This window comes from Streptoverticillium olivoreticuli subsp. olivoreticuli (assembly GCF_003391135.1).
Classification (GTDB): Bacteria; Actinomycetota; Actinomycetes; order Streptomycetales; family Streptomycetaceae; genus Streptomyces; species Streptomyces blastmyceticus.
Map to the genome: position 1 here is coordinate 784,334 of NZ_CP031455.1, position 13,730 is coordinate 798,063.

7 protein-coding genes are annotated in these 13,730 nt (G+C 68.1%); 1 reads left to right on the forward strand and 6 read right to left on the reverse strand.

The genetic code is table 11. The annotated features are described in order from the left end of the window. Positions 1 to 57 precede the first annotated feature (57 nt). The 5 genes from DXZ73_RS03525 to DXZ73_RS40020 form a co-directional block, all read right to left on the reverse strand. Complete coding sequence (locus DXZ73_RS03525) at positions 58 to 1,095, reverse strand: protein-L-isoaspartate O-methyltransferase family protein (RefSeq protein ID WP_116209567.1); 1,038 nt, start codon at positions 1,093 to 1,095, stop codon at positions 58 to 60. A gap of 92 nt (positions 1,096 to 1,187) precedes the next feature. After that, complete coding sequence (locus DXZ73_RS03530) at positions 1,188 to 1,610, reverse strand: lasso peptide biosynthesis B2 protein (protein WP_240351134.1); 423 nt, start codon at positions 1,608 to 1,610, stop codon at positions 1,188 to 1,190. Beyond that, a complete protein-coding gene (locus DXZ73_RS03535; RefSeq protein ID WP_116209568.1) occupies positions 1,607 to 1,891 on the reverse strand; it encodes a PqqD family peptide modification chaperone in 285 nt (94 codons plus the stop codon). The genes DXZ73_RS03530 and DXZ73_RS03535 overlap by 4 nt, the downstream gene beginning before the upstream one ends. Next, positions 1,878 to 3,704 (reverse strand): albusnodin/ikarugamycin family macrolactam cyclase, encoded by a 1,827-nt coding sequence (locus DXZ73_RS03540; RefSeq protein WP_116209569.1) that lies wholly within the window; start codon positions 3,702 to 3,704, stop codon positions 1,878 to 1,880. Before DXZ73_RS03540 ends, DXZ73_RS03535 begins: the two co-directional genes overlap by 14 nt. 94 nt (positions 3,705 to 3,798) lie before the next feature. Continuing rightward, positions 3,799 to 3,924: a hypothetical protein gene (locus DXZ73_RS40020; protein ID WP_275898567.1), complete on the reverse strand. Its 126-nt coding sequence runs from the start codon at positions 3,922 to 3,924 to the stop codon at positions 3,799 to 3,801. A 191-nt stretch (positions 3,925 to 4,115) separates the two neighbouring features. On the opposite strand from DXZ73_RS40020, the gene DXZ73_RS03545 reads away from it, so the two are divergent. Then, positions 4,116 to 5,495 carry a hypothetical protein gene (locus DXZ73_RS03545; RefSeq protein WP_116209570.1) on the forward strand — a complete coding sequence of 460 codons (1,380 nt, stop codon included), beginning with the start codon at positions 4,116 to 4,118 and terminating at the stop codon, positions 5,493 to 5,495. A 561-nt stretch (positions 5,496 to 6,056) separates the two neighbouring features. Here DXZ73_RS03545 and DXZ73_RS03550 read toward each other — a convergent pair. Then, the gene (locus DXZ73_RS03550) at positions 6,057 to 13,730 is read right to left on the reverse strand and encodes a non-ribosomal peptide synthetase (protein ID WP_116209571.1); all 7,674 of its coding nucleotides are present in this window, start codon (positions 13,728 to 13,730) and stop codon (positions 6,057 to 6,059) included.

Below are 13,730 nucleotides of genomic sequence, written 5' to 3' on the forward strand. Positions count from 1 at the left end.
CCGCCACCCGGCCGGCGGAGGTGTCCGCAGTCACCTTCGTCGGCCAGGTGTTGTAAATCATCGGGTGAGCCGGAGGTCCCACCCGGGGATATTGCTGTCCATGGCGGGGACGAGGGTGGGGGTGTAGGTGTCATTGGCGGGGCGTCCGGCGTCTTCCCAGGCGGCGAGCCAGCCGCGCAGGACCGTGAGGGAACCCGAGTCGGGGGAGTCCGCAACGATCGTGCCATCCTTGTGGATCACAGCCGCCGTCTCGCGGGTGGAGTGCCCGAGCGCGAGATTGTCGATGGTCAGTTCCGTCATGGTCAGCCGGGTTCCGGTGGTCGAAGCCCAGGTTCGCCAGCTGGACCAGTCGAGTTCGCCACCCTGGTACTGCTCGGTGTGGCCGGGCTCGCGGAGCCGGTCCAGGGCGGTGCGAGCACCGGTGTGTAGCCAGTCATCCTGCTCGCGCCAGGCGACCGAGATCCACGATGTGGAAGGAACACGGGCTTCCCAGTCCACCCAGCGGGCCGGGACATCGAAGTTGCTACGGGGGGAGGCGGCGGTTTCGATATAGCCGCCGGGGAACAGGGACTCGACGACCGGCTCGCCGCCGTTGATCCGGATCGTTGCTCCGATGACCATCTTCGGCAGGAACGCGATCGGCAGCGTGGCGACGATCAGGCCGCCCTCAGTCATCTGCTCCACCCATGCCCGAGGCAGGCAAGGTGGCGTGCACCAGGCCCCGAGCCGGTCGTAGGGAGCACGCTCGGGGTATCCGGCGGTGCCGTCCACGGTGAAGCAGCGGACGTTGGTGACGCCGCGCTCATGGTGGATGCGGTTGGTCCAGGCGGTCAGGAACGGGTCGATGTCCAAACTGGTGATCTTGCCCGCGGGGCCGACGAGTTCGGCGAGGAGGCCCCCGGTCAGGCCGGACCCGGTCCCGACCTCGGCGACGGACATGCCCGCGCCCACGTCGAGGAAGCTCAGGTCCCGGCGGACAAAGGTGGGGTTCGTGCGGTGGGGAGTGTTCCCCCGGCTCTCGTTGTGGGTGTAGTGCCGCTCGGGCACTTTTTCGGCGGCGGCAGCTACGGCTGCGGAGATCGTTTCAGTGGCCATCGGTCACTCCCTTGGTGGACAGGTCGGGCGTGTTCCTCAACTGCTCCGAGTGGGTGAGGGGCACAAGTAGGCGAGGCGCGATGTTGACGCGCTCAGATGACGAGAGCGGCGCGGTAGTGCCACCCGCCCTCGGTGTATTCGCCAACGGGCTGGCCTTCAGGGAGGGCGGCCCAGGCGTGGTAGGCGGTCGGCGGCGGGGAGAACTGGACGCCCAGGCACCAGTCGAGGCGGCGCCCGAGGAGAGCGGCAGCCAGCACGGAGGCGAGGCTGGTCTCGGCGCACGCGACCCTGAAGGGCCACATGCGGCCGGTGTGCCGTACGGCAGCGACCAGCGCTTCGGCCCGCTCCGGTGCGAGCGGGGCCGTGCCCCGGCGTCGGGCCAGGCACGCGGCCCCAACCGCACAGCGGAACGACAGGCCCAGCACGGCCAGGGCGAGGGCGAGGCCCAGGACGGCTGCGAAGCGGTCCCCGAAGCTCCCGGCGCGGACGGTGGAGTAGGACTCCATGCTGGTCATCGCCGCCACCCCCGTCGGCGGCGAGACGTCTGAGTGCAGGTCAAGCCCTGCGCGGCGAGCCCGGTGGCGACGGTGGCGACGTCGGCAGCGGCGTGATCCGGGCTCAGCCCGTAGTGCTCCGCGTACTGGCGGGCAGCCTGCTCCTGGTCCTCGGTGGCCACCAGCAGGAGAACCGCGGATGCGGCGGTGGGGGTCAGGTAGGTCCACCGGCCGGTGCTCTCGTCCAAGACGGCGCCGCCTTCGTCCGTCAGGACCGGGTGGACACCTTCACGCAGCCGCATGGGCGGGAACCTCCTCCCACCACGTGACGGGCCGTTCGAGCTGCCGCAGCCAGATCTCGGCGGCCACCACCAGATGCACTGCACCCTGTGCGGTCGGCTGCCCGGCCGCCGCCCGCTCCAGCATCGCGTTCACCGGGGCAGGCGAGACCAGCCCAAGGGCCTGCAGCCGGGACGCGGAGCCGAACAGGTCCCGCAGGGCCGGGGCGTGCTGGACGAGCCCGGCGTAGGCCAGGGCGTTGAAGCCGCCTTTCGTGGTCCGGTTGAGCACAAAGGCGGGCACGATCCCGGTTCCGGCGAACGCTTCGGCCAGCAAGGGCTTGTACCGCGAAGGTGCTCCGCGCACCTCGGCCGGCACTGTGAGGCAGGCCCTTCGCACTTCGTTGTCGAGGAACGGGGCGGCCAGCTCGATGCCGTACTCATCCAGGGCCAGGGTCCGCCAGCCGCCCGTGTTCGCCCCGACCCGGGCGAGGTCCTGCTGCTCGGCCCACGCCGCAAGGTGCCCGGGTGGCTCGGTCAGTTCGTCGGCCGCCTCGGTGATCGCGGCGGCAAGCTGGTGACGGACATCGGGGCTCATCCAGTCGGCCGTGGCCAGCAGCGGTGTCCACGCGGCCGGGCGCCGGGCCTGCGGCACCCACTCCCGTGGCACATCCCGGAGTTCAGTGGCCATCTGCCGCCAGTGCCCGGCTAGGGTCGTACGGGCAGCGGGCCAGTTGCGGGCGAGGACGTCCCGCATGGTGGTGTTCCGCAGCCGGGCGTGAGCCTGGGCATGGCTCCACGTCCGCCGCCGGTTCCGGCCCCGGATCAGGTCGGCCAGGTAGAGGGAGGAAGCGGACAGCACCGCGTCGCCGCCCGCACCGGTGAAGTGGACGCCAGGGGCCTGTTGGTCGATGACCGTGTTGAGGACGGCCCGCTTGATCGTGGCGGTGACCGCGAACACGTTCGGGACGTCCGTCACCGGCAGCCCCGCAAGATCTTCGACGGCCGCGTAATACACGGTCGCGGGGCTGCCGGGAACCGCGTGGTGGTACAGCTGCGGAACAGCCTGCGCCGCCCGCTGGGCGAAGGCCAGGTCGTCATCGCGGAGGCGTTCGTCGGCGAACGTCACCGCCGTCACCGCCTCGTGGCGGGCGGCCAGGCACGCGAGCGTCGTGGAGTCCAGACCCGCCAGGTCCGCACTCACGGGCCGGTCCTCGATGCGAACGGCCACGGCCTCGGCGATCGCCGCCCGCACCATGGGCGCCGCTTCGCGTAAGCCCGTCGGTACGTACTCCACCGGCTCATAGGGCACCGTCCGGACCGCCCCAGGTGTGATCTCCAGAACGTGCCCGGTCTGCACCCGGCACACGGCGCGGAACAACGACCGACCAGCCGGCACGTCTGGCTGCCCGAAGGCCAGATGGCCAGCCAGGGCGACGGGGTCGACCGGCGCCCCGTCCAGGCGGGCCAGGGCGGTGGCGGAGGTCGCCCACCACGTCCCGGCCGCCTCGCGCCGGTAGAACACCGGATGCTGCCCCGACAGGTCACCGGTCACGGCCAGCACCGGGCCACTGCGCGCGATCACCAGGTACGACCCCGGCCACCGGGTCAGCTCCCGCCACCGCCGACCTCGGACCAGTGAAAGCGCATCCTCAAGCTGATACGAACTCGCCCCGCACACCCCGACCACGGCCAGGGCAACCGCACCAGATCCGGCCACCTGCACCCGGGCGTCGGGCCAGCCGACCGACCACACCCCACCCAGCTGCCCGACCACCCGGCCCGCCCGAGGCTGCCATGCCGCTGGTCCGCCTTCCCACCCCGCACACCACCGCATCGTTGATCCTCCTGAAACCGTTATTCGGCCACACACGGAAAAGGCACGGGGCCGGGCACGGCGCGATTGCCGTGCCCGGCCCCAGGACCATGGATCAGTTGTCCTTGTACTCGGTGTCGTCCGCCGTGTCGAAGGTGTTGGTGCCCAGAGTCACCTGCTTCACGTCACCGGCGTCGAGCACGACCGGCATGGTGTAGTCCGGGGACTGGGTCGTCTCCATCGTTGCCTCCTTCGTTCCTTTTCCGCCCGCGCGCTCTCGAATGGGCACACGGCTACGGGTCGCACGAACCCCTTCCAACGGCCTGGAAGAGCCGCGTTCTTGGGGTGCGGCAAACAGTCAACTCGCAGGCAGGCTTGGGCGGTAGCGTGTGGAGCTGGCGGAGACGTATATCGCGTATACCGAGGCTGGCCATGACCAAGCGCACACCGAACTTGCAGCTCAAAGCCCTCATCGAAGAAAAGCGGCTGCCGTACGAAACTGTCGCCAACGCCGTCCGAGTCGTCGCGGCCGAATCCGGCGAGGTCTTACGAACCAACCGTTCCACCGTCGAGCACTGGATCTGCGGAGCGCAGCCCGCCGGGAACACGCCCCGGTACCTGGCCGAAGCCCTTTCACGGCTGCTCGGACGCCTGGTGACTGCGGACCACCTGGGCCTTTCCCTGGCCGCTGGGGAGGATGACAGCATCGGACTGTCCCTTGGTCCCGACCCGGTCGAGACCCTGACCCTGATCGGGAAGGCAGACGTGAACCGACGACGCTTCCTCGCCGCCTCCGCCTACTCCGTAGCAGCCGCCGCCCTGCCCCTCGACTACGTCCGCGACATCGCCGACCGAGCCGCCGCCGCCCGCAGCGGCGCCATCGTCGGAGACGCCGAAGTCGCCGCCGTCCGCGACATGGTCCGCGTCTTCACAGACATGGACGAACTCCACGGCGGCCAGCACGGCCGCTCAGCCCTCGCCCAGTACCTCATGTCCGACGTCGCCACCCTGTGCCGAGGCCGCTTCCGCACCGAAGACGCCCGCCGCCAGATGCTCTCCGCAGCCGCATCAGGCATCCACTTGGCCGGGTGGAAGAGCTACGACGCGGGGGAACAGGGCCTCGCCCAGCGCTATTACCTTCAGTCCTACGCGCTTGCCTCCGAGTCCGGCGTCCCCGGCCACGACGGCTTCGTCATGCGGACCATGTCCCAGCAGGGCATGAAGATCCATCGCGCCGAACACTGCCTCGGCTTGGCCGAGACCGGACTCGGCAGAGTCAAGGGCCACGTCGACCCCGCTACCGAAGCGCTCTTCCACATCACGTACGCCCACGCACTCGCCAAGACCGGCCAACGGCAACAAGCCGTCCACACCGTCGAGCGCGCCCGCAGGCTCGTGGACGTCGCCAGGGACAAGGGCGATCCGACACCGTTCTGGGCAATCGCCTGGGGCCCTGTCGAAGCCACTGTCCGGTCCCGAACCGCGAAAGTCTTCGACACCCTCGGCGACACCCGCAACGCCGCCCAGCAGTACGCCAGCGCCGCCGCCAACCGCCCACCGGGCACCTACGCCCGCATCATCGCCCTCGACCTCGTCGCCCAGGCCGAACTCGAAGTCGCCCAAGGGGGCATCGAGCAGGCATGCTCCACCTGGGGCCGGGCCATGGACCACATGGAAGGCATCGCCTCCGTCCGCACCCGCAAAGCCGTCAAGAACATGCGCCGCGACCTGTCCCGCTTCCGGACACGCGGGGCCCGATGTGCGGCCGAGCTCGACGAACGAGCACGTGACTTCCTCAGCACCCACCGCTGAACCACACTGAGAGGTGACCGTCGACACGGGCGTCGGCGAGGTGACGCCGAGCACCTTCCGCGGGCGCCTGGCCAGATCGACGCCGTACCGCCTTGCGGGCTATTCGGCCGGGGCGGACCGTCGGATGTCGAGACGCCAGGTTTGACGGGCACCCCCGTTGCCCGTCGAAGATCGGACAACGGACAGAACTCAAAGACCTTCAAAGATCACACGACCCAGTGATTACCGAAGGCTTCGGACACACAGAGCGGGGCGATGCCCGCGGAGGCGATGGCAATCGTGGCGGACCGTGTCCCGGTGGCGTCGGCGAGTCTGTCGCGCAGGCTGGCGAACTGCGCGTGTGTCCATGTCGTTGAGCGCGAAGCAGAGCGGGGTCGCGCTCTGCACACAGGGCGCGTCGTGAGGGCGATGCCCTGCCAGACGCCGCGGCCGGCTCGCTCCGAAGCCGTGGTCCAGCTCGCCGGAGGCTGAGCAGAGCCGCAGAGAGATGTCATGGCGAAGGTCCCGCCCGGGTGCGCTGCCGCAGCACCCGGACGGGACCTGGTCACCTCGGCGAGGGCCTCACTGCCCGTGTCGGCCCAACCAGTCGGCCAGTGCGGGGCCGATCTGGGCGAGTTGGTCCGGCCGGGTCAGCTCGCCGTGTGCTCCCCGTACGGGGGTGACATCGATCCGGCCCGTCACATGGGGCCGCCAGCTGTCCGGGCGGGCCGAGCCCGGCGCCTTGTCCTCGGTCGCCTCGAAGACCAGCACGTCCCCTTGGAACGTCCTCGACACAAAGTCATCCTGCAAGCGGGCATTGTGGGCGAACACCCGGATCATGGCCGCGAGGCCCTGGTCCCCGAGCAGAGCGAGCGGGCTGGTGGCTTCGGAGGACGACTCCGGCTGATGTCCCAGTGACGCGAACAGGGCGTGCGTGAGCTCCGCCTCGTCCTCGGCTCGCTCCGCCGACATGCCGCCGGCAGACGGGTAGCCGTCCATCAGCACCAGGGAGTCGACCCGCTGCCCTTCCTCCTGGAGTCGCACCGCCATCTCGTGGGCCACGACACCGCCGAAGGACCAGCCGAGCAGGAAGTACGGGCCCTCCGGCTGGACGGACCGGATCTGTGCCAGATACGCCTCCACCATCTCGGCCAGGCTCGCCGGAGCGGCATCCGGTCGCGTGAGCCCGTGCGCCTGGAGACCGTACAAGGGCTGGTCCGCGGGCAGATGACGGAGCAGCCCGGAGTACACCCAGCTGACGCCCGCCGCCGGGTGGACGCAGAAGAGCGGCCGGGGCGAGGAGTCATCGCCCGGGAGAGATGTGCCGGACGGCCGACGGACTCTGCGGAGCGGCAACAGAACGGCGAGGGAGTCCTCTTTTCGGCCTTCGGCCTCGTCGAGCCGCTCGGTGAGGTCGGCGACGGTGGGGGCGTCGAACAGGGTCCTGATGTCCAGATCGGCTCCCAGCACCGAGCGCACCCGGCTGATCAGCTGCGTGGCGAGCATCGAGTGGCCGCCGAGCGCGAAGAAGTCGTCGTCGATACCCACCGCGGGCACCCCGAGCACCTGCCCGAACAGCCCGCACAGCAACTCCTCCCGCACCGTCCGCGGACCGCGGCGGCTCACCGCCGCTCCGTCGCCCGGCGCGGGCAGTGCCCGCCGGTCCAGCTTTCCACGAGAGGTCAGCGGCAAGGCGTCAAGGAGGACGAACGCCGACGGCACCATGTGCCGCGGCAGCCGCTCCGTCGCGAACCGGCGCAGTGCGCCCGGGTCCAGGTCCGGGCCCGCCTCACCGTCGCGCCCGGCGACCACGTAGGCCACCAAGCGGCGGTCGCCCGGCCGGTCCTCGCGAACGGTCACGGCCACTTGGCCGACCGCGCCGTGCCCGGCGAGGACCGCCTCCACCTCGCCCGGTTCGATGCGGAACCCCCGGATCTTCACCTGGTCGTCGGCGCGGCCCACGTACTCCAGCACCCCGTCGGCGCGCCATTTGACCAGATCCCCGGTCCGGTACATCCGCTCGCCCGGCTCCCCGAACGGGCAGGCCACGAACCGTTGCGCCGACAGGGCCGGACGGCCCACGTAGCCGCGTGCCACGCCCGTGCCCGCCAGGTACAGCTCGCCGATCACCCCGACCGGAGCCGGCCGCAGTCCCTCGTCGAGCACATACACACGGTTGTTCCCCATGGGACGGCCGATCGTCGGCCGATCGTGGTCCGCGATGGTCGCATACGAGACATACACCGTTCCCTCCGTCGGGCCGTAGCCGTTGACGGTCCGCGTGCCGGACACAGCGCGCAGGTCGGTCCACAGGGCCTGGTCACAGCCCTCACCGCCGAGTTCGATGATGCGCGGGCGCGACGCCTGTCCGTCGGACAGCAGTCCCGCCGCCATCAGCTGGCGGCAGAACGTGGGGGACACCTCCAGGTAGTCGATGGCCTGAGCAGCGACGTACTCGACCAGCGCCTGCGGGTCGCGGCGGGTCTCGTCGTCGATCAGGTGCAGCTCATGGCCGCCCATCATCCACAGCACCGGGCACCAGGAGGAGTCGAACGTCAACGGCCCGGTCAGTGCGGCCCGGATCCGGCGACCGTCCGCCTGCTGGGACGCGTAGACCTCGCCGAGGTGGCCGTGGAACAGGTTGACCAGGCTGCGGTGTTCGACCGCCACGCCCTTCGGCCGACCGGTCGAACCGGATGTATAGATCACGTAGGCGAGATGGTCCGGGCTCGGCCGGACGGACCGGTCGCCGGGGCCGGGATCCACGGACGCATACCGGCCGAGGGTGGCGCGCAGGGCGGGGTCGTCGAGGGCCAGCAGCGGCAGTGTCGTCCCGCAGTGCGGCTGGAGCCGGGCAGCGTGGTCCGCGTCCGTCAGCAACACCGCCGGTGCGGCATCCTCCAGCATGAGAACCAGCCGGTCCACCGGATACTCCGGGTCCAGCGGCACGTAGCAGGCGCCTGCCTTGAGCACGGCCAGCAGGGCGATGAGGTGCTCTCCGGTACGCGGGAGCAGGGTGGCCACGTGCTGTTCCGATCCCACGCCCTGCGCTACCAGCATCCGGGCCATCTGGTTCGCCCGGTTGTTCAGCTCTCGGAACGTCAGCGCACCCTGCGCGTCCACGAGCGCCGTGGCATCGGGGGTACGCCGCGCCTGCTCTTCGAAGATCTCGTGCAGCAACCGGTCGTCGGGCAGTGGGCGAGCGGTGTCGTTCCACTGCACCAGGATGCGCTCCCGCTCCGGCGGAGAGAGCAGCTCCGGCGACCCGATGGTGGCCTCGGGGTTCGTGATGGCGGCGTTGAGGACGCGGATGAGGTGTCGGGTCAGGGACTCGGCGGTGGAGTGGTCGAAGAGGTCGGCGGCATAGTGCAGCAGACCGTCGATGCCACGGGGCTCGCCCTTCTCGCCGCGGCCCTCGGCGAAGGTGAAGTCCAGGTCGAATTTGGTGGGTGCGGTGTCGAGCTGCTGGGGAGTGGCGGTGGCGCCCGGGAGGTCGAGAGTCCCCTCCGCGTTGTTCTGAAGGACCAACATGGTCTGGAACAACGGATGCCGCGCCGCAGCACGCTCCGGATTGAGCTCCCTCACCAACTGCTCAAAAGGCAAATCCTGATGAGCGAACGCCGCCAGATCACTCTCCCGCACCCGCCGGAGCAACTCCGAAAACGTCGGATCCCCCGAAGTATCCGTACGCAACACCAACGTATTGACGAAGAACCCCACGAGATCGTCGAGCGCCTGGTCGGTGCGGCCGGCCGTGGCCGTGCCGAGGGGGATGTCGGTGCCCGCACCGAGTCGGGTCAGCAGTCCGGCCAGGGCGGCTTGGAGGGCCATGAACAGGGTCGCGCCGTGGCTGCGGGCGAGGGTATCGAGTTGTGCGTGGAGTTCGGTGGGTATGTGGAAGTGGACGAGGCCGCCGGTGTGGGTGGCCTGCGCGGGACGGGGACGGTCAATGGGAAGAGCAAGCTCCTGAGGAAGACCGGCCAGGGCACGGGTCCAGAACTCCGCCTGCTCCGCCCCTACACCCTCAAGAAGCTCACGCTGCCACAGCGCATAGTCGGCATACTGCACCGGCAACGGCTGCCACGCAGGCGCCTGGCCACCAAGACGAGCCCGATAGGCCGTCGACAGATCCCGCAGCAACGGAGCCTGCGACCACCCATCACTCGCAATGTGATGCAACGCCAACAACAACACATGCTCATCAGCATCAACCGAGAACAAAAACACCCGGAACGGCAGCTCAACAGCAAGATCAAACGAGGCGAACGCCGACGCCTGGACCATGGAAGGCAGGTCCTCGGCAGCGCACTCCACCACTGCCACCTTCACCACCGCATCGGCAGGCGACAGGACCACCTGGCAGGCCTCACCACCTGTAGCGGGGAATACCGTACGCAGCGCCTCATGACGGGCCACCACGTCACCCACCGCCGCCTGCAACGCTCCCGTATCGACAGCACCCCGCACCCGGAAGGCGAACGGCGCGTTATAGGTCGGACTCCACTCCAGGCGGTCAAGAAACCACAACCGCTGCTGAGCAAACGACAACGGCAACACCTCCGGCCTCGACCGGACCACCACCTCAGGACGAACAACCGCCCCCTCCACCAACCGCCCCGCCAAACCCGCCACCGTCGGCGCGGAGAACAACTGCCGAACCCCCAACTCCACACCCAGCACCGAACGAATACGCCCGAGCAACCGAGTAGCGAGCAGCGAATGGCCCCCCAGAGCGAAGAAGTTGTCGTGGACGCCTACACCAGGCACCTTCAGAACCTCGGCGAACAATCCGCACAGCAACTCCTCCTGCACCGACCGCGGACCACGCTCATCACCGCACTCCCCCTCCACCACCTCCTCAGCCTCAATCGCACGACGGCGCTCACCCGCACGCCCCAGAAACACCCGCTCCTGCTCAACCGACTCAAAAACCTCCAGCATACCAACAGCAGCATCCGGATTCTCGGTGATGACGCTGAAGAGATGCAGCAGGCGCTGGGCGAGGGTCTCCGCCGTGGAGTGGTCGAAGAGGTCGGCGGCGTAGTGCAGCAAGCCGGCCATTCCGCACGGCGCCCCGTCCTCGCCGTGATGCTCCACAAAGCCCCAGCTGAGGTCGAATTTGGTGGGTGCGGTGTCGAGCTGCTGGGGGGTGGCGGTGGCGCCCGGGAGGTCGAGGGTCCCCTCCGCGTTGTTCTGAAGGACCAACATGGTCTGGAACAACGGATGCCGCGCCGCAGCACGCTCCGGATTGAGCTCCCTCACCAACTGCTCGAAAGGCAAATCCTGATGAGCGAACGCCGCCAGATCACTCTCCCGCACCCGCCGGAGCAACTCCGAAAACGTCGGATCCCCCGAGATGTCGGTACGCAACACCAACGTATTGACAAAGAACCCTACGAGATCGTCGAGCGCCTGGTCGGTGCGGCCGGCCGTGGCCGTGCCAAGGGGGATGTCGGTGCCCGCACCGAGACGGGTCAGAAGCGTCGCCAGACCGGCCTGCAAGACCATGAAGGTCGTCGCACCGTTGTCGCGAGCCATCGATACGAGTTGTGCGTGGAGTTCGGCGGGGATGTGGAAGTGGACGAGGCCGCCGGTGTGGGTGGCCTGCGCGGGACGGGGACGGTCGGTGGGAAGAGCAAGCTCCTGGGGGAGGCCGGCCAGAGCATGGGTCCAGAATTTGTTCTGTTCTGTCTCCACGTTGTTCAGGAGCTCGCGCTGCCATAGTGCGTAGTCGGCATACTGCACCGGCAACGGCTGCCACACAGGTGCCTGGCCACCAAGACGAGCCCGATAGGCCGTCGACAGATCCCGCAACAGCGGAGCCTCCGACCACCCATCACTTGCAATGTGATGCAACGCCAACAACAACACATGCTCATCAGCGCCAACCGAGAACAAAAACACCCGGAACGGCAACTCAGCGGCCAGATCAAAAGGACTGAAAGCGGCGGCATGGAGCTGCACCGACAACTCCTCGGCGGAGCACTGCACCACCTTCAGATCAACACACGCCCGGTCGGTGCCAAGCACCCGCTGGAAAGGCTCGCCGTCAACCGCAGGGAACACCGTACGCAGCGCCTCATGACGAGCCACCACATCACCCACCGCCGCCTGCAACACCCCCACATCAACAACACCCCGCACCCGGAAAGCAAACGGCGCGTTGTACGTCGGACTCTGCTCCAAACGGTCAAGAAACCACAACCGCTGCTGAGCAAACGACAACGGCAACACCTCCGGCCGCGACCGCACCACCACCTCAGGACGAACAACCGCCCCCTCCACCAACCGCCCCGCCAAACCCGCCACCGTCGGCGCGGAAAACAGCTCACGAACCCCCAACTCCACACCCAGCACCGAACGAATACGCCCGAGCAACCGGGTAGCGAGCAGCGAGTGACCACCCAGAGCAAAGAAATTATCGTGGACGCCTACACCGGGCACCTTCAGAACCTCGGCGAACAGACCACACAGCAACTCCTCCTGCACCGAACGCGGACCACGCTCATCACCGTGCTCCTCCTCCACCTCCTCCACAGCCTCGATCACACGACGGCGCTCACCCGCACGCCCCAGAAACACCCGCTCCTGCTCAACCGACTCAAAAACCTCCAGCACACCAACAGCAACGTCCGGAGCGGCGGTGACGGAGTCGAGGAGGCGTACAAGGCAGCGCGACAGAGACTCGGCCGTGGAGTGGTCGAACAGGTCGGTGGCGAACTGGAGAATTCCCGCGATCCCCGCAGGTCTCTCGTCCGCATCCCGCTGTTCCGCAAGGCTCCAGCCGAGGTCGAATTTGGTGGGTGCGGCGTCGAACTGCCGAGGGGTTGCGGTGGCGCCCGGGAGGTCGAGGGTCCCCTCCGCGTTGTTCTGAAGGACCAACATGGTCTGGAACAACGGATGCCGCGCAGCGGTGCGCTCCGGGTTGAGCTCCTTCACCAACTGCTCGAAAGGAAGATCCTGATGAGCGAACGCCGCCAGATCACTCTCCCGCACCCGCTGCAGCAACTCTGAAAACGTCGGATCTCCCGAAGTATCAGTACGCAGCACCAACGTATTGACGAAGAACCCCACGAGTTCGTCGAGTGCTTCATCTCCCCGCCCGGCCGTGGCCGTGCCCAGTGGCACATCCGTGCCCGCACCCAGACGCGTCAGGAGAGTCGCCAGGCCGGCCTGCAGGACCATGAAGAGGGTTGCTCCATGGTTGAGGGCCACGGACTCCAGGCGAGCGTGGAGTTCGGTGGGGATGTGGAAGTGGACGAGGCCGCCGGTGTGGGTGGCCTGCGCGGGACGGGGATGGTCGGTGGGAAGAGCAAGCTCCTGAGGAAGACCGGCCAGAGCACGGGTCCAGAACTCCGCCTGCTCCGCCCCTGCACCCTCAAGAAGCTCACGCTGCCACAGCGCGTAATCGGCATACTGCACCGGCAACGGCTGCCACACAGTCGCCTGACCACCAAGACGAGCCCGATAGGCCGTCGACAGATCCCGCAACAGCGGAGCCTCCGACCACCCATCACTCGCAATGTGATGCAACGCCAACAACAACACATGCTCATCAGCGCCAACCGAGAACAAAAACACCCGGAACGGCAACTCAACAGCGAGATCAAAAGACCTGAAAGCAGCAGCATGAAGCCGCACGGACAACTCTTCGGCAGAGCACCGCACTACCTCGATACCGACATGCGCCCGGTCGGCATCGAGCACCCGCTGGAAAGGCTCACCGTCAACCGCGGGAAAAACCGTACGCAGCGCCTCATGACGAGCCACCACATCACCCACCGCCGCCTGCAACACCCCCACATCGACAACACCCCGCACCTGGAAAGCAAACGGCGCATTGTACGTCGGACTCTGCTCAAGGCGATCAAGAAACCACAACCGCTGCTGAGCAAACGACAACGGCAACACCTCCGGCCGCGACCGCACCACCACCCCAGGACGAACAACCGCCCCCTCCACCAACCGCCCCGCCAAACCCGCCACCGTCGGCGCGGAAAACAGCTCACGAACCCCCAACTCCACACCCAGCACCGAACGGATGCGGCTCAGCAGCTGAGCGGCCCTCAGTGAGTGGCCGCCCAGAGCGAAGAAGTTGTCATCCACCCCCACGCTGGGAACGTTGAGCACCTGGGCGAACAGTCCGCACAGCAACTCCTCCTGCACCGAACGCGGGCCACGGCCGCGTCCGGAGCCGCTGTTGCCGTACCCCCCGTCGGTGGTCTGTTCCACAGGCAGGTTCTGCACTTCAGTCAT

Coding starts and splice junctions, on each gene's coding strand:
- DXZ73_RS03540 (WP_116209569.1), bottom strand. CDS start 3,704: ATGCGGTGGTGTGCGGGGTGGGAAGGCGGACCAGCGGCATGGCAGCCT.
- DXZ73_RS03535 (WP_116209568.1), bottom strand. CDS start 1,891: ATGCGGCTGCGTGAAGGTGTCCACCCGGTCCTGACGGACGAAGGCGGC.
- DXZ73_RS03545 (WP_116209570.1), top strand. CDS start 4,116: ATGACCAAGCGCACACCGAACTTGCAGCTCAAAGCCCTCATCGAAGAA.
- DXZ73_RS03550 (WP_116209571.1), bottom strand. CDS start 13,730: ATGACTGAAGTGCAGAACCTGCCTGTGGAACAGACCACCGACGGGGGG.
- DXZ73_RS03525 (WP_116209567.1), bottom strand. CDS start 1,095: ATGGCCACTGAAACGATCTCCGCAGCCGTAGCTGCCGCCGCCGAAAAA.
- DXZ73_RS03530 (WP_240351134.1), bottom strand. CDS start 1,610: ATGACCAGCATGGAGTCCTACTCCACCGTCCGCGCCGGGAGCTTCGGG.
- DXZ73_RS40020 (WP_275898567.1), bottom strand. CDS start 3,924: ATGGAGACGACCCAGTCCCCGGACTACACCATGCCGGTCGTGCTCGAC.